A 19,932-nucleotide genomic window follows, 5' to 3' on the forward strand; every position below is an offset into this window, starting at 1 on the left:
AACATGATGATTCCGGGTGAATATCAATTAAAGAAAGGTGATATTGAACTGTGCGTAGGCCGCGACAGCTTTGTGATTGAGGTGGCCAATACGGGCGATCGTCCTATACAAGTCGGCTCTCATTATCACTTCGCTGAAACCAACAGCGCGCTGAGCTTTGATCGCAAAAAAGCGTATGGCCATCGCCTAGCTATTCCAGCCGGCACCGCCACGCGCTTTGAGCCGGGTCAAAAACGTGAGGTATCGTTACTGCCTTATGCCGGATTGCGCCGCATCTTTGGCTTTAGAGGTGAGGTGATGGGTGCGCTAGATGACAACTCAGATTCAGGAGACATACGATGAAAATATCTCGCGACGCCTATGCCAATATGTATGGCCCGACCGTTGGCGACCGCCTCCGTTTGGGTGATACCGAGCTTTGGATCGAGATTGAAAAAGACCACACTCATTATGGTGAAGAGGTAGTATTCGGTGGCGGTAAAGTGATTCGTGATGGTATGGGTCAAAGCCAGTTATGTTCAGACTCAGTGATGGATACTGTAATTACCAACGTGATTATTATTGATTGGTGGGGCATCGTGAAAGCCGATGTTGGCTTAAAAGACGGTCGCATTGCGGCTATTGGTAAAGCCGGCAACCCAGATACGCAACCGGATGTTGATATTATTATTGGCGCAGGTACTGAAATTATTGCTGGTGAAAATCAAATCTTGACCGCAGGTGCGGTAGACACTCACGTTCACTATATCTGCCCGCAACAAGTAGATGAGGCGTTAATGAGTGGTTTAACCACTATGATTGGCGGCGGTACAGGCCCCGCAACTGGCTCAATAGCTACAACCAACACCCCTGGTCCATGGCACATCGGCAAAATGATGCAAGCGGTAGATGACCTACCTATTAATATCGGATTTTTGGGTAAAGGCAGTGCCAGTACTCCCGAAGCACTTGAAGAGCAAGTCAAAGCAGGTGTGATGAGCTTAAAAGTCCATGAAGACTGGGCGGCAACGCCAGCAACTATTAGTAATGCGCTTGATGTTGCTGATCGCTATGACATTCAGATAGCGCTACATGCTGATAGTTTAAATGAGTCAGGCTTTGTTAAAGATACGCTAGAGGCCTTTAAAGATCGCTGTATTCATTCGTACCATACCGAAGGTGCTGGTGGTGGTCACGCCCCAGACATTATTGTCGCTTGTGGTCAGCCAAACGTTTTACCCTCATCGACCAACCCAACCCGCCCGTATACCATCAACACCGTTGACGAGCATCTCGACATGCTGATGGAGTGTCACCACTTAGATCCAAATATTCCTGAAGATGTGGCATTCGCTGATTCGCGTATCCGCCGTGAGACCATTGCTGCAGAAGATATTTTGCACGATCTTGGCGCGATTTCGATGATTTCATCGGATTCTCAAGCCATGGGCCGTATTGGTGAAGTGGTCTGCCGTACGTGGCAAACTGCGCACAAAATGCGCTTGCAGCGTGGTCTACTGCCAGAAGATAAAGCGCGTGGTACTGACAATTTCCGAGTGAAACGTTATATTGCCAAATATACCATCAACCCTGCCATCACCCATGGCGTATCACATGAAGTGGGCTCGATAGAGATTGGAAAAATGGCAGACCTCGTACTATGGCGTCCTAAGTTTTTTGGTGTTAAGCCGTCCATTATTTTAAAAGGTGGCATGATTGCTGGTGCTGCAATGGGCGATCCTAATGCAGCGATCTCGACCCCGCAGCCGGTACATTATCGTCGTATGTTTGGCGCGTTAGGCCGTGCCGTGTCTGCTACTCGCGTTACCTTTGTTAGCCAAGCCGCCATGAACACAGGTCTTGAAGAAAAACTGGGACTAAAAAGCCGATTTGTAGCGTGTAAAAACGTACGTAGCATGCGCAAAAAAGACATGAAGCTGAACGATTACTGCCCGAACATCACGGTAGATCCAGAAACTTATGAAGTTCATGTAGACGGTGTGCTCTTAACTTGCGAGCCGCTCTCTGAATTACCGTTAGCTCAGCTTTATCATTTGTTTTAGGCCATTTGTTTTAAATCGTTGGTAAGGATAATAATATGCTTGAATTAATAAAAAGAATGGATGGTAATACGTCGGTCGATATTTATGACACCTTAACTTTGCCTTATGAGTTACGTATTCGTGGCCGTCTAAAAGCAGTTAGTGATAACGACCGTGACGTGGGTCTATTTCTTGATCGAGGCCCTGTGCTTCGTCATGGTGATTTGCTACAAGCTAATAGCGGTGAGGTGATTCAGGTACTTGCTGCTGATGAGCCAGTAGCTACCGCTTATATCGAAAGCGGTCTACCACTAGCCAGACTTTGCTACCACTTAGGTAACCGTCATGTGTCGCTTGCCCTTGGTAGCGATGAAGATGGGCGCCATTGGGTGCGCTTTCCTCCAGATCATGTGCTTGAAGAGCTAGCAGTGCTATTGGGAGCAGACTTGACGCATCATGAAGCACCGTTCGACCCAGAGTCTGGTGCTTATGCGCAGGCTGGTCGCGAGCACTCGCATTCAAATGGGCATGCGCATTCTCATCATCACGACCATGACCACGACCATTCACATAGTGTGACTCAGCATCATAACCACTCTCAGCACGACGGCCATAACCATGCGCCTTAATGAGCCATCAAATGCGGTTAGCGATCTGGCCTTATTGGGCTTGATACAATTGATTAGCCCTGCATTACCTATTGGTGCTTTTGCTTGGTCGCAAGGTTTGGAAAGTGCGTTTGAGCTTGGTTGGGTCAATAACGAAACTCAACTGGGTGAATGGTTGGAAGGTGTATTAGGAGATGGTTTGACGCGGTGTGAGCTGCCTGTCTTAGCACGTTTACAGAGATGTTGGGCCAATAACGATAGTGATGGTCTGGCTTTTTGGAATGACTGGTTACACGCCAATCGGGAAACGGCGGAGCTTAGCGATGAAGATACACGTTTGGGTCAAGCATTGATGCGCTTACTCAACAGCTTAGAGTTGCAGCCACAAACAGTGTTAGGTCATGCCGAGCTACCAAAAGATCCGGGTTATGTCACCGTTTTTGCATGGACCGCTCATCAAAGGCAGGTACCTGTACGTCAAGCTCTATTGGGATTTGCTTGGAGTTGGCTGGAAAATCAGCTGGCGGTAGCCTGTAAAGCCATGCCACTCGGTCATACCGCTGCACAACGTTTGAACGAGATCTTACGTCCGCAACTGGTGGCGGCAGTTGATAAAGCTTTAACGCTAACTGACGAGCAGCTGGGTCCGATTTTACCCGGCTTAGCACTGGGTAGTGCTCAGCATGAAACTCAATATTCACGATTATTTCGAAGCTAAATTAAAGGCTTCGTTTTTAGATAAGGAAAATATCCATGAAACATTGTTTAAGAGTAGGCGTTGGTGGTCCGGTTGGTTCTGGAAAAACAGCTTTGTTACGTCAGTTATGTAGTGCGCTAAAAGATCACTATGACATCGCGGTGGTGACTAATGATATTTATACGCGTGAAGATGCCGATTTTTTATTAAAACACGATGCCTTGCCTGCCGATCGTATTTTGGGTGTAGAAACGGGTGGCTGTCCGCATACGGCTATCCGCGAAGATGCCTCGATGAATTTAGCTGCCATTGATGATTTGCAAACGCGCCATCCTAACCTGGAGCTGGTGTTAGTAGAGTCTGGCGGTGACAATTTGGCCGCGACCTTTAGCCCAGAGCTCTCGGATTTGACCTTGTATGTCATTGACGTCGCTGCTGGTGACAAAATTCCTCGTAAAGGTGGCCCAGGTATTACTAAGTCGGATCTGCTGATTATTAATAAAATTGATATCGCCGAATATGTACATGCTTCGCTAGATGTAATGGAACGTGACTCGAAAAAAATGCGCGGAGAACGTCCTTTTATCTTCACCAACTTGTATGACGGTGTGGGTGTAGAAGAAATCATTAGCTTTATTTTAAAGCAAGGCATGTTACCTGAGCGTCGTCCTGGAAAGCTAAGCGCCAATGCTTAGGTGCTTAATTGCTCGCACTTAATAATTAAAAGTGTTAACAGTATTTCAAAGTATTATCTATACCAATCAATCAGTTAGATAATAGAAAACAAGAAAAATAGGAGAAAAAGATGAATAAAATGACTAGATTTCTGCTGACAGTAGGGCTAATGATGACCGCTACTTTGGCGATTGCTCATCCTGGCCACGGCGAACATGTGAGCAATGGTTTTCTTAGCGGTTTACTGCATCCGATGATGGGTCTTGACCATTTATTGGCTATGGGTGCGATTGGTTTTTGGAGTATTCGCCAAAATACCACGATGAAACGTGGCACGCCTTTATTTGTCGTAGGGGGCATGATAGCGGGCGCAGGCCTTGCTTGGGCGGGTGTTAGTTTGGCTGGGATAGAAACTGGCATCGCGATGTCAGTACTGTTGGTTGGTGTATTGATCGCTACATTGACAAAACTGCCGACTGCTGTTGGTGGAACTTTGGTTGCACTGTTTATGGTCGCCCATGGTTATGCCCATGGTACTGAAATGACCCAAGGTTCAAGCTTGCTGCTTTATATGGCTGGTTTCGTTGTTGCAACTTTAGCTATTACCTTTATCGGTCGAGGTCTAGGTACCATGATGCTCAAAGCCGACAATCGTATTACCCGTGCATTAGGCGGCGTGGTTGCTATCATTGGTGGAGTATTAGCTGCTGGCTAATATGTATTAATCAAAAAGTTCTATCTTTTCGCATTAAGCTAAGAAGCCGTAGGGACTTCCTACGGTTTTTTTCGTTTCTCATATTCCTTTTCGCATCTATTAAAGATCTTAAAGCGACGACAGCGGGCTAGATGCCTGCTTCATTAGTAAATATATTAAATAGGGACTATCACGATATGAATGATACCATCATCAAATTATCTAGAAACACGGACCGTGCGCCGATCAGCTCAACGTCAACTCAGAGCGTTGCTTTTTCTCATTACAACAATATCTCAGCGCAATTACCAATTGATCTAAATACCGGAAAATTAGTCGCCGCTGATATCGCAGCACAAGCCAAACAGTGCTTGGACAATATCAAGGCGATTGTAGAAAGTACCGATCATCTCATGGATGATGTGATTAAGATTACGGTATTTTTAAAAGATATTGCAGATATGACGGCGGTAGATGCTGTCTACCGTACCTTCTTTAGCGACTATTTGCCGACACGTAGCGTAGTGATGGTCGCAGAATTTCCTATGGACGGTGCTTTAGTACAAATGGATGCACTACTTTCAAATGGTGAAGGTACTCATCCGCAAGCACCTTGCGAGCTTGTAAAAGTGGCGAAAAACACTCATAACGCGCCAATAGATGCTTTATCTACCCAGACGGTTGCTTTTTCTCATTATAATAACGTCTCAGCACAATTACCCATTGATCCTGCTTCAGGACAATTAGTGGCAGGCGGTATAGCAGAGCAGACGGCGCAGTGCTTAACCAATATTAAGGCAATTTTGGCCAGCATCGCTGTCGGTGTTGATGACATTGTCAAAATCAATATTTTTATCACCAATCTCGCTGATAGTGCAGCCGTGGATGACGTTTATAGCACTTTTTTCCCAGACACTGCTATTGCCAGAACCGTCAATTATGTACCAGCGCGTACAGTGACCATGGTTTCAGGGCTACCTATGGGTGCTTTAGTACAGATTGAAGCCGTAGTATCACATGGAGACGGCACACCGCCACAAGCCGTTGAAGATCGACATGGCATTGTAATTAAAGCCAATAATACTCAGCAAGCGCCAAAGCATCTCTTAAGCACGCAGACAGTTGCTTTTTCTCACTATAATCACTTTTCGGGTCAATTACCTATCAGTCCTGCAACGGGTAAGCTCATCGATGGTGATATCAAAGCGCAGACTAAGCAGTGCTTAGAAAACATCAAAGCCATTGTCGAGAGTATTGATCATAAAATGGATGATATCGTTAAAGTAACCATGCAGCTAAAAGACATTAGCGATATTGACACGGTCAATGATATTTATAGCCCATTTTTTGATGGTGAGCTGCCTGCCAGAACAGTATTTGGCGTATCAGCCATCCCTATGGATGCATTGATACAAATTGACGCGGTGGTTTCTAATGCCGAAGGTACACTACCTGTAAGATAATGGTTATTTCAATTTTGCTATAACCATGGGTTTGATACCCGTTTATTAACGTCTCGCAACCAAGTTTTGATAAAGAGCTCAAGTCCAATACAAAAGGCTTTCAAATATCTGGAAGCCTTTTTATAATTAATACGGCTGAAGTATTAAATAAGTTGGAATAGCAGTAAGGGTGAGGTCACATTAGACATTCAGAAAAATTTATATAAAAAAAGGAATTGTAAAATGAAGGGAATCACACGTTTTTCGAATAGCTTAATGGAGAAGTATTTACCAGATCCATTTTTATTCGTTATTATCTTAACTTTGGTTATTTTTGCACTGGGTTTGGGTTTAACCGACTCTTCACCGGTACAGATGGTGGCGTATTGGGGTGAAGGCTTTTGGGCGTTACTCGCATTCTCCATGCAAATGGTATTGGTGTTGGTCACAGGTTTTGTATTAGCAAGTAGCCCAATATTTAAAAAAGGGTTGGGGAAACTGGCAAGCTTGGCAAAATCGCCAGGCAGTGCGATTATTTTGGTGACTTTAGTATCCCTTGCGGCAAGCTGGATCAACTGGGGATTTGGGTTGGTGATTGGGGCGTTATTTGCCAAAGAATTGGCAAAGCGTGTCGAACATGTCGATTATCGTTTATTGATTGCCAGTGCTTATTCTGGTTTTATCATTTGGCATGCAGGCTTCTCTGGATCAATTCCGTTATCCATTGCGACAGAAGGCCATCCGTTTGTTGATAAAATTGGTGTTATTCCAACCAGTGCAACGATTTTTGCCAGTTATAACTTAATCATCGTTGTGGCATTAGTGATCATCGTTCCTTTATTAAACCGTCTGATGATGCCAAAAAAGGAAGATACGGTTACTGTCGATCCAAGACTTCTGGTTGATCCAATCGCTGAAGCACTGCCAGCAAAATCGGACATGACACCAGCAGAGCGTTTGGAAAACAGCTGGATTTTATCAATGGTCATTGGCCTATTAGGCGTTGCTTTTATCGTCTATTACTTTGTACAAAATGGCTTTGCTTTGACGCTTGATTTGGTCAACTTCATGTTTTTGTTCCTTGGAATTATATTTCATGGAACACCTCGTAAGTATTTGATTGCCGTTCAAGAAGCCGTCAAAGGTGCGGGCGGTATCATTGTTCAATTCCCGTTTTATGCAGGCATTATGGGAATGATGACGGTATCTGGTTTGGCAGGGGTAATGTCAGAAGCGTTTGTCAACGTTTCGACAGCGGAGACGCTACCGCTTTTTGCATTCTTAAGTGCTGGACTTGTTAACTTCTTTGTTCCTTCAGGTGGTGGGCAATGGGCCGTACAAGCGCCGATTATGTTGGAAGCGGCAGAGATGTTAGGCAGTGACCCTGCGAAAGTTGCCATGGCGGTTGCATGGGGTGATGCATGGACAAACATGATTCAGCCGTTCTGGGCATTGCCAGCATTGGCAATTGCGGGATTAAAAGCCAAAGATATCATGGGTTTTTGTGTCATCGTACTGATTGTCAGCGGTGTTGTAATTGGCTTAGGTTTATTGTTTTTATAATTAACTTTGAGAATTTTGGCCTCGCTTACTTTGTAGGTGAGGTCTTTTTTATGTGTGGCAATATTAGAGGTGCCAAATAATCTGATATCTGCATAACATGTCGTTCATGATTTATAGGCTATCGTTTATGATATTGATTTTCCCAATACAAAAAGCGCCTTATCTCTTGGTATGGGCGGTAGATTGTCTATAAAAGGTTGATATAACAGATGCATATCTGCGTTGATAGTTTGCTTAGTGAGTGAGCATTAGCGTTATAAAAGGCGAGGGTATTCGATTCATTGGTCGTGGTTTAGCTATCATCTTTTATGCATCCGAGCTTAGAAATCTATCGCTTCGCTTACCGGCCTAATACGATTGTTAGTTTAAGCAGTACGATCAATTCAATCGAGATATGTTTTTAAATTTGACTATTATACACGACATGAATTGTCGCCCTACATTGTAGTACATCTAAATAAAGGTTTTTACAATTGCTAAGATTCAAGGAGGTATTGGGTTTAAGGCTACTTCCAGCATGATGAAAAACAATAACTGGTAAAACGCACAACTCCTTTTTTTCTATAACGTTAAAGCGACTGTGCTGAATATTTTGGCACAGACAGAGTAACAGGAGAGCCTTATATGCCTAGTTCTAGTTTATCGACAATGACACTGCAATTCATCATTCTAAGACACATCGAGCAAAAAAAATATATCCCATCATGAAATATTGATACTAATGGGGTATCATAATCATCCTAAAACTCAAGACGAAACCCTCAAGCGACTGCAAACCGTTCTATCCAGTTCTGCGTTGGGACTCACTAATAAAACGTACGATTTTAAATATGCTTCCTCGGAATTTGTTGAAAAACTATGTATGGTGTTGGGCAGCGATACCGCCGTCTACCGACCACTTTTAACAGATTTAGAGCACGATGCCAGTCATTTATTAAATGCCATCACACCGATTGTTTATGCTGATATCACATTTAATGAACACTTCAGACCATCATTCAATTCATATATGGCGGTGGACAGATTTAAACGCATTTCATTAGATAGTAAAGTAAAGCTATTTACGCGTCAAAAGCAGCTCGATATCATTAGTGAGCGTATAACTGCACATCATAAAATCATGCAGGGTAAGATTCCATTTGCCGAGGTAATTAAAGGATATAGAGTAGTATTCAATAATGGCTGCGACGATGAAGAGTTACGTTATAGTGCTGCAAAATATATTGCACAAGACCCGTTATAAAAGAACATTTATACAAGACCACTGATACAAGACCACTGATATAAGGCATATTGTTATGCAACAAAGACAGAACACTATGGAACAAACGCAAAACGCGGTAGAACACAGACCGGTATTCATGCCGAGAGTCAATAGCGACAATTTGGTCAAAACAGACATGGTAAGGTTTGAGCGGCATGTGGGGTTTGCAAGTAGACAAAAGATAAAATCCATCAATGATATGCATCAAGTCATTCGCAAAAAATATGGCTTTAGCCATGTCTTAGAGCTATCGAGTAAATCTGGTAATAAGTTGAGCTTTCCGCTCAGTCCATTGAGCTTAAAACTTACCAATGAGCATGATGGTCAAGCGTATAGTGTCGAAAATGCCTTTCAAGCCAGTAAGGTGTTTGAGAACGGTGGACCTTATCTTGATTTGTTAACAGTCCCGCCAAGACAGGCCAAAAAAGATGAGCGCTTAACAACATCAGGTGAGCTGATTGGCTACAGTTATTTTGGCATGGAGTGGAGCCTAGAGCCATTAACCGCATTTTATGATTGGCTGTATGTCAATGCCCTAAAGCAAAATCCTCAACTGCACGAAGAGATCCTGCAATATCAAGCTTTTACTGATCGTGAGTTTAATCCTAAGAAATCTGTTCATTGTGCGGCTTATTCACTGGCGACGTTTGTGGCACTCAATAAACGAGAGTTGCTCGATAATATTGAAGACCCGATCGTGTTTTATGACTTATATCATGACTTTAAAGTGAGTAATACAGAGAATTTGTTGGAAGAGTGTTGATTTTGATAGCTAGACTGGTGCTCAATCTGAAATAAAAAAATTAATTCATTTTCTAAAAGCTACGATGCAACAGTTTATGTATCGTAGCTTATTTTTGTTCATCGGTACTAATATTTTTGATATTACTAATGAGATGAACATCAAACGCAGCATTAAAAATTTCTTACGTTGCGCATTATTTTTTACCCGTTTGCAGCATTAAGGTTTCGCGTAGAGGGTGATGACTGCCAATCAAGTACTCATTGCGAGTATGCAATCTTTCTAGCAGTTTTATATCAAGCAATTTGGCGAATTTACCATTTGTGCCACGGTTACAGTCAGAGCAAGCGAGTACCAAATTCCAGACGCCATCGACCTTGACAGGTCAACAGCAACCAGCCGAAGCTACTTCAGGTTTTAGTCTATGAGGGAAGAAGTGGTCAACATCTGCTAGCATCTCGTGCTGAGTGGCAATGTTAATGTCTTTAAAGCAGTAAAAGTATCGGCTTTTTTGATAACCATTTAAAGCGCCACGAGAGCTGGTAATGCCAACTCGACGATGCTGATTGTCTTGGATAAATAACTGTTTAGTTTCTTGGTCAAATTCGACGGCAATAAGGTTTCTACTGAGATTTAGCTCCCATACTTTTTCAACCAAATTCCAACGTGATTCGGTTTCTCGATTTAAATTATCAGCAGAGTTATCAAATACATAAAGTAATTTAAATAGGTTGTCGTTTAAGCGTATGCCTTTATTAAATCAGCGTTCATCAATAAATAACCATCGTAAAAGCGTTCTTGCACCGCTTTATCGTTGCTCACATGGAATGCGTTTAAAACATATTTAAAGCCTTCCTTATTGGTGATATTTATCAACTCATCTGACTGTTATTAAATGCTAAGCAAGCATTTATAAGCTTACCGTTTGCAATACTGCCTCTATTGTTTTGTTTTGGACCGTGTTTTAAATGCTCGCAGAGATGCATGGCATAAGGTAACGCTAAATCTTCGAGTGAAATTAGATCGGAGTCTCTCTCTAAACTGACCTCGATTAAACTTTTAGGAAACGCAAATTTATAAGAGGTCGTATTCTTACCAAATAAAATAATGGCTCGCCATTAGTTCTACAATGTTGGCTCTACATTAATAAAATTCATAGGTCGGCTCAGTTTTTTTGATTTTATTATATTGAAGTAATATCCGGTTTTTATGATAGTACAGATTATATTTGGTTCTATAAAGGTTTAGAGTTTTAAGACAAATATAGCTTGGATTCTGGATATGTTTCTAGGTTTCTGCTCATCTCTACTGAAATGGGCACTGAATTTCCTATATAATGTGAGCCATCTCGGTGGTGATGATCCATTCAATATAGGCTTTTTCTTAGCAAGAAAGGCTTTTTATTAGGTAAAAACGGTGCTTTATGTTTAACGCTTCTTCGACTCGTTTAAATAAATATATCAGCGAAAGCGGTATTTGCTCTCGACGCGATGCTGACCGCTTTATTGAACAAGGTAATGTGTACGTCAATGGCAAGCGTGCTCAAGTAGGCGCGCAAGTGCTTGCTGGAGATACGGTGAAAGTTAACGGCCAGCTTATTGAACCGAAAGACGCCGATGATTTCGTTTTTATTGCTTTGAATAAGCCAGTCGGCATTGTGAGCACCACGGAAAGCTCCGAGAAAAGCAATATTGTTGATTTTGTCAGACATAGCGTACGTATTTTTCCGATTGGACGTTTGGATAAAGACTCTCAGGGTTTAATCTTTTTGACCAGTAATGGCGACCTGGTTAATAAGGTTTTACGTGCTGGTAATAATCACGAGAAAGATTATGTGGTGACGGTGAATAAGCCGATAACGGATAGTTTTATTGAGGGTTTGTCTGGTGGCGTGCCTATTTTGGGGAAGATGACGAAAAAATGCCCAGTTACTAAGGTGTCGCCTAACGTGTTTAACATCACGCTAGTACAGGGTTTAAACCGCCAAATTCGCCGTATGTGTGAGCATTTTGGCTATGAAGTCGTAAAGCTTGAGCGCACACGTATTATGAATGTGAGTCTTAAGGGTCTTCCCGTTGGAGACTGGCGAGATTTAACTCAAAAAGAGTTGTCCGTTTTACTGAAATCTATAGAAGGCTCTTCTTCGGAAGACAATACTTCGGCTAAGAAATCGCGTAATACGCCACGAAAAAAACCTCGTACTGATGATTCGTCAAAAGCAAAAGCATCTCCAAAACCAGCGGGCGCAGCGAAGGGGAATGCTAAACACTCCAAGGATGGCGCTAGAAAACCAGCGGGTTCTAAAGGTAAAGATTGGCGTCCTTTTAATGATGGCAAGAAGATTGGAGGCAAGGGCAAACCTGCTGCTAATGGCAGGCGCCCTGCAAAAGGTCGAGGTTCTTCAAGGTCCTCAAAACGATAGACTGATAGGTAGTGGCAACGACACTCAAAAGGCATCGATTCTCATCCAAATTATAGCGCTTGTGTGGAGAATGACTTTTGATAAAGTGGAACATACAAGTTAGTTTAGCAACCAAAGTAAGTAATGATATAATGCTGCAATAATCGATATTTTATGAAGGGTTTACATTATGGCTCGTACAGCTAGCGCATTACACATTTTAGTGAAAGACAAAGAACTGGCTGACGACATTATTGGCAAGCTTAAAAAAGGTGCCCAGTTTGATGTGTTGGCTAAGAAACACTCAACCTGCCCATCAGGTAAAAAAGGCGGCAGCATAGGTGAATTTAAAAAAGGCGACATGGTACCAGCATTTGATAAAATCTGCTTCAGTGGTGAACTCTTCACCCCGCATTTAGTGAAAACTAAGTTTGGTTGGCATGTGGTTAAAGTGCTTTACAGAACGTAAGAGTTGGAGTTGGAGCTTTGATTGGGGTTTTACAGGTACAGCGAGTGATAGTGGTTTGGAGAGCTTAATGCGACGCTTAGGTTTGATTCTAAGGCTCAGTTCAAGCTCACGGTAAAAGCGATACACGCGCTTATGGTTGTATGGCAGCCTCAGTACATTACTCAGGCTTAAAAAGCATAAACCAAAACCCCAGTTCTTATCTTGGGTGGTCAGTTCTATCGGGAAGTTCGATATCTGAATATTCTCATCAGAGGCGACAGAATTATGATAGTAGCAAGTCATGCTGATATTAAAGAGCAGGCAAGCTCTGCTGATGCTGATGCCATGCTCTTTAACATAGTGACAAGCCAACGCTTTGTGCCTGAGGGGGCGCTACCACTTTTTTGACATGGCATCCTGTAATATGTCTGATTTAAGACATTCATCAGCATACATCTTCTTTAATCGAGCATTCTCAACGTCAAGCTCTTTTAAGCGACTCATGAGCGCAGCATCCATGCCACCATATTTAGAACGCCATGTAACTACCCTCAACAATAACACCGCTCAGCGACAGAAATTCTTGTAAAAAACTATAAAAAAACTGCGTAGCCCTTATATTTAAGTACTACGCAGTTCAACAGTTTTTGAATATCAGTATTTGAGCCTCTATCGACGCCTGAAAATACCAATCAAGCGTCAATATGCTTAAGCATTGTGATTAAGCATTACTTTTCAAATACTCTAACATGGTGTCTGCATCTGATACTTCAAACGGGTCTATTGGGCAGTTGTCGCCAAAATCAGGTTCTTTAAATACTTTTTTGATAGCTTTATTGTCGACATACATTGAATAACGCCATGAGCGCATACCAAAGCCAAGATTACTCTTATCAACAAGCATGCCCATTTTACGAGTGAACTCACCATTGCCATCAGGAAGCAAGAAAACGTTTTCACGGTTTTGCTTTAGGCCCCATTGGTACATGACGAAGGCATCATTGACAGAAATGCAAACTATTTCATCTATGCCTAATGCTTGAAACTCATGGTAAAGCTCTTCGTAACGAGGTAGATGGCTGGTAGAACAAGTGGGCGTAAAGGCACCTGGCAGTGAGAACACCACCACTTTTTTATTGGCAAATAACTCATCTGTGGTTAGGTCATACCACTTGAATGGGTTATCTCCTCCGATAGAGTCATCACGAACACGGGTTTTGAAAGTGACATCAGGTACATGGGTAATCATTATTTACTCCGATTTAGGTTATTGTCTTTTTGTCTTCAAAATGCTGCGTTTATATAATAATGGTTATAGCAATCCATAAGCAAATCTTTAAGCTGATATTCACTATAATAAGATATCAGAATATATGAGCCACCCCCGGATTGTCGGAGACTCAATATTCTAAGAGAATACGACTATAAGGGGGTAGTTCGCATGACTTTTATCAAGTCGTCTTATTACCCACACTACCCAAAAATTGACTGACAGCTTCTGATACACCCGCAAGAAGATTCTCACTAACATCGAGTTGTTCCAATGCTCTTAGGTTGGCAATACTATCCGGCAGACTTTGTAGGCCATTTTGATAGAGTCCCAGACTTTTAAGTTTATTCAGATTGCCTATCGAGCTTGGCAGGGTTGTGAAATCAGAACCACGTACGTTTAGTTTTATAAGGTTTGTTAAATTCCCGATACTATCAGGCAAGGCCTTTAAATCTCTATTAGCACATAGTTGAATACTTGTGAGCTTGCTTAGCTTGCCAATAGAGTCTGGTAACTCCTGAACCTGCGTTCCTCTCATATCAAAGTGTGTCAATGATGACAAGTTGCCGAGCTCATCAGGAAACCTTTCTAAGCTTTTTGAAAAGATATTAAGCGCTTTAAAATTCTTTAATTTACACAATACCTTCGGGAACTCAGTGAAAGCGCACTTCATAAAAACCAGCGTCTCTAAGCTATCTAATTGAGCAATCTCTTCTGGTAGCTCATCAAAACCTATCAGTCTAAGATATTTTAGGTTTTTGAAATTGCCGATAGCGCCTGGCAATGGCTTAGTGGACTCACTTTCGCTTTGTAATACTGATTTATTATCAATATAGCTATAACTCGTCAATTTTCCATATCCCAAATCAAGTCGCTCTAACTGACGTAATGCCTCAGGCTCACGAGGGACAATGCTATCAGGGCCACAATGCATATTATGGTTATCCATCCAGTCCCATATCTCTAACATCCAGTCTTCAACGCCCGTCTCTTGATTGCGAGTAGTGTTGTCATCTTGGTTGGTTTTACCGCTATATGCTGTCATAAGGTTACCTTTTAATAATCGTTAAATGAGGTGAATGCATTCAAATATTTAGTAGGTTTTATCGCTGTGAGTCAAACTTAAAAGTCGTTGGGCACAGTAATAAAATCAAGGTAAGCCATATTCTTAACATAGCTTGATCTATCAGTAACTGAGACTGTTAAAAGTTTATGAAGCTGTTTGGAGGGCTTGCTTAAAAAAACGGAATAGCAGAAAGCGCTCATAAGACTTAGTCGCTGAGTATGAGGAAAATCATTAAAAAATATAAAAGTTGGAATCAATTGACTAGAAGTAGTCATAAAGAAATCTCCTGTTGCTCTGTCTGTGCCAAATTGAAACGACACAGTCACCTTACAGAGCGAAAAGGAGTTGTGCGTTTTACCAGTCTTTGTTTTTCATCGCGCTGGAAGTAGCCTTAAACCCACGATGTTTTTTTATCATAACAAGCTGTTTAGCATTTGTCAAAAGTGACATTGAGCTATGCTGAAGAAATTCTAGAGAAGAATGGCAATATCTTAGCGACTGCAAAGCAGTTAGGCATAGCCATGCAAAAAACCTTATCTAACTGGCAGAATAAAGCGAATGAAGGCTATCGTATTATCTCAGCATGCTGTGTAATTAATATTTTCTAATTTTGTTTCTACAAGATTAACCGTTTGATGAAATTTCAATCAGTATATTTTTTGATACACTATCTACATATTAATGTCTCTTTAAATATAAGGGTCACACACAAATGATTATTTTTTTCAAAACATATTTCGCTTGTGAAAACAGAGAGAATGCCGAAAAAACTGCTAATCAAATGCAATACCAAATTAATGAGTTCGGTGAAGTATCTTTACTTGAAATTATTGATTATTGGAAAATTAATGACTATTTTGAAGTTTCTTTTGAGATTGACAGTAATATCGAGATTCAGCTTTTGTCTAAAAAACTAGCAAAAAACTGGGAGCAACACGGAGGAAGTTATATTTGGAATTATGAACATGAAGAGTTTTTATTATCTAATAAAGTACGCTGGGCATCACTAGAGATTATAGAGTGAGAGTTTAAAATTTTAAGAGATTACCCTTGCTGCTAAATTCGTACGCCAAACTTGAATAAGTCTAATCATAGATTTTAATGAGAATAATTCATACTGTCGATTCCATATACACTAAACCCGTATCTAACAATAGCAGTTCGATGCCTGTATAGCGCACCGAACTATAGTTATTACAAAATCAGTTCAATCGTCAGAAAGTTTTAGGCATTGAAATTGCCCGTCCGATTAAGGTGTGTAATTAATCCCAAGTAATACCATGCTTTATCTGTTCTTCAAAATGCATTATCACATAAAATAATCGAATAATTTGATTAGGTACATCTTCATAGCTGGCTAAATAATCTGTACCAATTTCAATTGGTACATAAATATCTGCATCTTCTTTATCTATTAAAAAATGACCATCCGCATAAAATCCTAAATCGTACTGACTAGATAATTTGTCTAATCTGTCATTAATTCTCAATTCATTAAATAGCGAACCTTGATAATTGCCTGAAACTATGATTCCGTAAAGAATTTTTGTAGGTTTTCCATCAAACTGTAAAACAACATCATTATTCCAGCGACAGGCATAAGCATCAAACTCTTTTCCTAAGCTATTAGTACCTTTGTGATGTATGACATACCATAAGCCTTTAGTATTTGATGGCTTGTTATATTCCTCATTATCAACCAGCTTATGTGGTGCATGTTTAAGAAACTCATCAAAGCTTAATCCAATATCAATGCCTGCGGCACTTTTTAATGGGATAATATCAGCATTTAAATGAGGTATAAATTTTTTCATATTTTAAGCCTTCCGCTATTTCGGTTAATCAATTACCTACTCTAGAGTGAGATGACCAAATCACATTAAGCATCTCAATATGTAGACTGTGAAGTACACTACAATGAATAAAGTAACCAAAATCCTTGATAACATTAGCCTACAGCCGAAGACTCAAGTCCTCACTAGGGAACCGAATCCTTAGACTTTGCTGATTTTCTTGGGGTATGCTATTCATTCGATAAGATAATTATAAAAATAATCAAATGTATCTTGATCGTCTAAAACGTCAATCATTTCCTTAATTCTAGCTATAGATAGATTTTTAGATATAGCCATGAACAGTAATGCTTTTTTATATTCCCGAGAATAATCTTGATCTGTATAAACCAAGATTTGAGAAAAATCCATATCGATAGTTTCTTGATGTGCCTGATAGAAGTATGACAACTCTTTGTTTGTGCTTTCCTCTTTCATGATATTAAAAACTATTTCACTATTTTCTACCATCCAATGGTAAGCGATTAATCTCACATCTTGGTATTCATCACCTAAGCACCTAATAATGTTTAAGTAATCACTTAGTTCTATAGCTAGAAAACTATGTAACCAGACCCCTCTATACCTAGCATCTCGATCTTTGGATGCGATTAAAGGCTTAACACTGTCCCACAGATCCCTACCCCATTTTTCATTGAGATGGGAGCAGATAAACTCTATAAGCCGAAAGTGTTCTCTTTTTGAAGCTCTTTCCATCATAGTAGCTACAGCACTATAATCCTTGTTACGAGCCATCATTCCTAATAATGCACTTTGCAACTCTATCCACTTATCAGTGTTGTAATAATACTGATCACTAAATAGCGCGTTTACCAAATCCTCTATCATCATATCTTTATCTAACTTCTGTTTCTCTTTTAAATCATTACTATCAAGTAAGCTCATATTTTTTCCTTGAATTAGCAAATCTATTTATTCTTATAACGTTCGTTATGGTAAATAAAAGAATCCGCTAAATATAACGCACAGTAAAATAACAGATATAGTGCCAAAACTATTTAACCAGTATTATAAAGTCCGCCCATTATACAGACACGCTTTTTGAGTAATATTAACAGCGTTCTTTGTGTGTCTACCTCAAGATAACACGCCGCTGACATCCATTCACTGAACTTCTCAACTAATGCTATTAGTTTTTATCATAGCTTAAGCTAAAACATATTATTGAGAGTACAACTACATACCGAAACAAGCTTTGTATAAATAAGCTTATTCCTATAAAGAAGTATCCATTTAATACAAAGTAAGCACTTAAAAGTATATTAAAAACAATGAAGTAGATATTAATAGACAATGCAAAAAAAGCTTGCAATGAGCTGCTATCAATAGCATAATTTTGCCATTATAAAAATGGTGGACTTATGTATACAAGTATTTTTGGTCAGAACAGAGCAGGGTACACCTGCCGGTTTTTATCGATTAGTATGGCAAGTATTTTGATGAGCATGGCTGCTCAGGCTATCACGCCTGAGCAATACCAAGAGCAGCGTAGCGAAGCTTTAAAGCAACAACAGCTCGTTAATCCCAATGTCACGATCGATACCAACGTCTTCAAACCTGCGCCTTCATCTTCTATCACACCTTCTGCTTCTCAGAGTGCTGATCCAGACTCTCTTCCTTGCTTTGAGATCAATCATATCTATATGACCGGTGAGCTGAGCGAGCAATTCAGCTTTGCACTGACGCCCTATACGATGGGTAAGTCCTCCTTACTTGGCAGCTGTTTATCCGTCAATGATATCAACAGACTAGTCACCAACGTTCAGAACCGAATTATTGAAAAAGGTTACGTGACCACTCGCGTCTTAGTACAAAACCAAAATCTAAAATCTGGCAATCTGTTCCTCACCCTTATTCCTGGACGTATCGATCAGATAACGGCGGTCGACATTAAAGCCAGTCGTCCTATTTATGTCGATAGCCGCCTCAATAGTGGCGGCAACCCTGCCAACTTCGCACCTGCCATGCCAATGAGCTCCGGTGACTTATTAAACGTTCGTGATATCGAACAAGCGCTTGAGAACTTTAAGCGTGTGCCTACGGCCGATGCAGACTTCTCCATTGCGCCAAGTAGCCGTATGAGCACGCTGGGCTATAGTGATATCCAAGTCAAGTGGCAGCAAGACAAGCGCTGGCGCTTATCTGCCTCTGTTGATGACTCAGGTCAAGAGAGCACTGGCGTCTATCAAGGTAATGTGACTCTCTCACTAGACAACCCGACTTGGCATAACGATTTATTATATCTGTCTTATAACCATGATCTTGATGGTGGTAATGACAAGAATGATGGCAGTTGGGGCTATAACGTCGGGTATGTATTGCCCATTGATAATACCCAACTGACACTCACTCACAGCGGCTATAACTATGATCAGACGGTTGCCGGTGCCAATCAAGATTATGTCTACAGCGGTGAGTCTTATAATACGGAAGCGTTAGTCAGCCACTTGGTCCACCGTGACAATCACAGTAAAACCTACCTAAAAGCGGGTGGTTATGCCAAGCAGCAAAACAACTTTATCGACGATACTGAAATTGAAGTACAGCGCCGTCGCACTGCAGGGTATAAAGCAGGTATTGGTTACGAGACCATCATTGGTAAAACCCAATGGATAGGCGATGTGATCTATCAGCGTGGTACCGCTGCCTTTAATGCCATCAGTCCGCCTGAAGCTTTGTTTAACGAAGGCAGTGCGCGTGCCGGTATCATCAAAACCAACATTGATGTCAATCAACCTATCAAGCTTGCTGATAAAGCGCTTAATTATCACGCAGCGTTTAAAGGACAATATGCGACAGAGGCATTGACACCCAATGAGCGCTTTAGCATCGGTGGTCGCTATAGTGTACGAGGCTTTGATGGTGAGCGTAGCTTAAGTGGCGATCATGGTGCTTTATTAAGACAAGAGCTTAGTGCTTATATAGGAGATAAGCCGCATGCGGTTTATGCCGGTATTGATGCCGGTTATGTCAAGCTCGACAATGCTGCGCAAGATGATTTACTGCTCGGTAATCATCTGGTTGGTGGAGTCGTTGGGTTTAAAGGCTATGTCACACCGATTAGAACCAGCTATGATTTATTTGCCGGTTATCCGTTAGCCCAGCCCGATAATTTTAGTGATAAAGAGTGGGTGACAGGCTTTAGCTTGGGTTGGCAGTATTAGTTGCTATCAGTCAAATCACTAACT

At 41.2% G+C, this 19,932-nt stretch carries 20 protein-coding genes and 1 pseudogene; 15 read left to right on the plus strand and 6 right to left on the minus strand.

Features of this window, described 5'->3' with window-relative positions; translation table 11 throughout:
* Positions 1-6 precede the first annotated feature (6 nt).
* From FQ084_RS03125 to FQ084_RS03170, 10 genes are all read left to right on the plus strand, one after another.
* The gene (locus tag FQ084_RS03125) at positions 7-342 is read left to right on the plus strand and encodes an urease subunit beta (RefSeq protein WP_149489584.1); all 336 of its coding nucleotides are present in this window, start codon (positions 7-9) and stop codon (positions 340-342) included.
* Positions 339-2,042 carry an urease subunit alpha gene (gene ureC, locus FQ084_RS03130; protein ID WP_149489162.1) on the plus strand — a complete coding sequence of 568 codons (1,704 nt, stop codon included), beginning with the start codon at positions 339-341 and terminating at the stop codon, positions 2,040-2,042. Before FQ084_RS03125 ends, ureC begins: the two co-directional genes overlap by 4 nt.
* Positions 2,043-2,077: 35 nt before the next feature.
* Positions 2,078-2,650, plus strand: coding sequence for an urease accessory protein UreE (gene ureE, locus FQ084_RS03135; RefSeq protein WP_149489163.1), 573 nt, complete (start codon positions 2,078-2,080; stop codon positions 2,648-2,650).
* Positions 2,640-3,347, plus strand: a complete 708-nt coding sequence (locus FQ084_RS03140) for an urease accessory protein UreF (protein ID WP_149489164.1) — start codon at positions 2,640-2,642, stop codon at positions 3,345-3,347. Before ureE ends, FQ084_RS03140 begins: the two co-directional genes overlap by 11 nt.
* 35 nt (positions 3,348-3,382) lie before the next feature.
* Positions 3,383-4,021 carry an urease accessory protein UreG gene (gene ureG, locus FQ084_RS03145; protein ID WP_149489165.1) on the plus strand — a complete coding sequence of 213 codons (639 nt, stop codon included), beginning with the start codon at positions 3,383-3,385 and terminating at the stop codon, positions 4,019-4,021.
* A gap of 110 nt (positions 4,022-4,131) precedes the next feature.
* Positions 4,132-4,716: a HupE/UreJ family protein gene (locus FQ084_RS03150; RefSeq protein WP_149489166.1), complete on the plus strand. Its 585-nt coding sequence runs from the start codon at positions 4,132-4,134 to the stop codon at positions 4,714-4,716.
* A 176-nt stretch (positions 4,717-4,892) separates the two neighbouring features.
* The gene (locus tag FQ084_RS03155; RefSeq protein ID WP_149489167.1) at positions 4,893-6,158 is read left to right on the plus strand and encodes a RidA family protein; all 1,266 of its coding nucleotides are present in this window, start codon (positions 4,893-4,895) and stop codon (positions 6,156-6,158) included.
* A gap of 222 nt (positions 6,159-6,380) precedes the next feature.
* Complete coding sequence (locus FQ084_RS03160; protein WP_149489168.1) at positions 6,381-7,700, plus strand: short-chain fatty acid transporter; 1,320 nt, start codon at positions 6,381-6,383, stop codon at positions 7,698-7,700.
* A 721-nt stretch (positions 7,701-8,421) separates the two neighbouring features.
* A complete protein-coding gene (locus tag FQ084_RS03165; protein ID WP_149489169.1) occupies positions 8,422-8,943 on the plus strand; it encodes a hypothetical protein in 522 nt (173 codons plus the stop codon).
* Positions 8,944-9,019: 76 nt separating this feature from the next.
* Positions 9,020-9,727 carry a DUF6977 family protein gene (locus FQ084_RS03170; RefSeq protein ID WP_149489585.1) on the plus strand — a complete coding sequence of 236 codons (708 nt, stop codon included), beginning with the start codon at positions 9,020-9,022 and terminating at the stop codon, positions 9,725-9,727.
* Positions 9,728-9,902: 175 nt separating this feature from the next.
* Here FQ084_RS03170 and FQ084_RS13190 read toward each other — a convergent pair whose 3' ends face one another.
* Complete coding sequence (locus tag FQ084_RS13190) at positions 9,903-10,064, minus strand: hypothetical protein (RefSeq protein ID WP_188032876.1); 162 nt, start codon at positions 10,062-10,064, stop codon at positions 9,903-9,905.
* Between the two features lie 1,065 nt (positions 10,065-11,129).
* Between FQ084_RS13190 and rluF the strand changes: the two genes are divergently transcribed.
* Both rluF and ppiC read left to right on the plus strand, forming a co-directional pair.
* Complete coding sequence (rluF, locus tag FQ084_RS03175; RefSeq protein WP_149489170.1) at positions 11,130-12,128, plus strand: 23S rRNA pseudouridine(2604) synthase RluF; 999 nt, start codon at positions 11,130-11,132, stop codon at positions 12,126-12,128.
* 169 nt (positions 12,129-12,297) lie between these two features.
* Positions 12,298-12,576 carry a peptidylprolyl isomerase PpiC gene (gene ppiC / locus FQ084_RS03180; protein ID WP_149489171.1) on the plus strand — a complete coding sequence of 93 codons (279 nt, stop codon included), beginning with the start codon at positions 12,298-12,300 and terminating at the stop codon, positions 12,574-12,576.
* Here the strand turns inward: ppiC and FQ084_RS03185 are convergent.
* The 3 genes and pseudogenes from FQ084_RS03185 to FQ084_RS03195 all read right to left on the minus strand — a co-directional run.
* Positions 12,574-13,095, minus strand: a pseudogene (locus tag FQ084_RS03185) (IS3 family transposase); the annotation flags it as partial. The gene ppiC and the pseudogene FQ084_RS03185 sit on opposite strands and share 3 nt — an antisense overlap.
* A 181-nt stretch (positions 13,096-13,276) precedes the next feature.
* On the minus strand, positions 13,277-13,804 hold the full coding sequence (locus tag FQ084_RS03190) for a peroxiredoxin (RefSeq protein ID WP_149489172.1): 528 nt from the start codon (positions 13,802-13,804) through the stop codon (positions 13,277-13,279).
* 202 nt (positions 13,805-14,006) lie between these two features.
* The gene (locus FQ084_RS03195) at positions 14,007-14,870 is read right to left on the minus strand and encodes a leucine-rich repeat domain-containing protein (RefSeq protein ID WP_149489173.1); all 864 of its coding nucleotides are present in this window, start codon (positions 14,868-14,870) and stop codon (positions 14,007-14,009) included.
* 455 nt (positions 14,871-15,325) lie between these two features.
* On the opposite strand from FQ084_RS03195, the gene FQ084_RS03200 reads away from it, so the two are divergent.
* Both FQ084_RS03200 and FQ084_RS03205 read left to right on the plus strand, forming a co-directional pair.
* Positions 15,326-15,499 (plus strand): hypothetical protein, encoded by a 174-nt coding sequence (locus tag FQ084_RS03200; RefSeq protein WP_410477328.1) that lies wholly within the window; start codon positions 15,326-15,328, stop codon positions 15,497-15,499.
* A 104-nt stretch (positions 15,500-15,603) separates the two neighbouring features.
* Positions 15,604-15,915, plus strand: a complete 312-nt coding sequence (locus FQ084_RS03205) for a hypothetical protein (protein WP_149489174.1) — start codon at positions 15,604-15,606, stop codon at positions 15,913-15,915.
* Positions 15,916-16,153: 238 nt separating this feature from the next.
* On the opposite strand, the gene FQ084_RS03210 is transcribed toward FQ084_RS03205, so the two are convergent.
* Complete coding sequence (locus tag FQ084_RS03210; RefSeq protein WP_149489175.1) at positions 16,154-16,705, minus strand: hypothetical protein; 552 nt, start codon at positions 16,703-16,705, stop codon at positions 16,154-16,156.
* Positions 16,706-16,918: 213 nt separating this feature from the next.
* A complete protein-coding gene (locus tag FQ084_RS03215; RefSeq protein WP_149489176.1) occupies positions 16,919-17,629 on the minus strand; it encodes a hypothetical protein in 711 nt (236 codons plus the stop codon).
* 476 nt (positions 17,630-18,105) lie between these two features.
* Between FQ084_RS03215 and FQ084_RS03220 the strand changes: the two genes are divergently transcribed.
* Complete coding sequence (locus FQ084_RS03220) at positions 18,106-19,908, plus strand: ShlB/FhaC/HecB family hemolysin secretion/activation protein (protein ID WP_149489177.1); 1,803 nt, start codon at positions 18,106-18,108, stop codon at positions 19,906-19,908.
* Positions 19,909-19,932: the final 24 nt, after the last annotated feature.

Source organism: Psychrobacter sp. ANT_WB68 (assembly GCF_008369115.1).
GTDB lineage: Bacteria > Pseudomonadota > Gammaproteobacteria > Pseudomonadales > Moraxellaceae > Psychrobacter.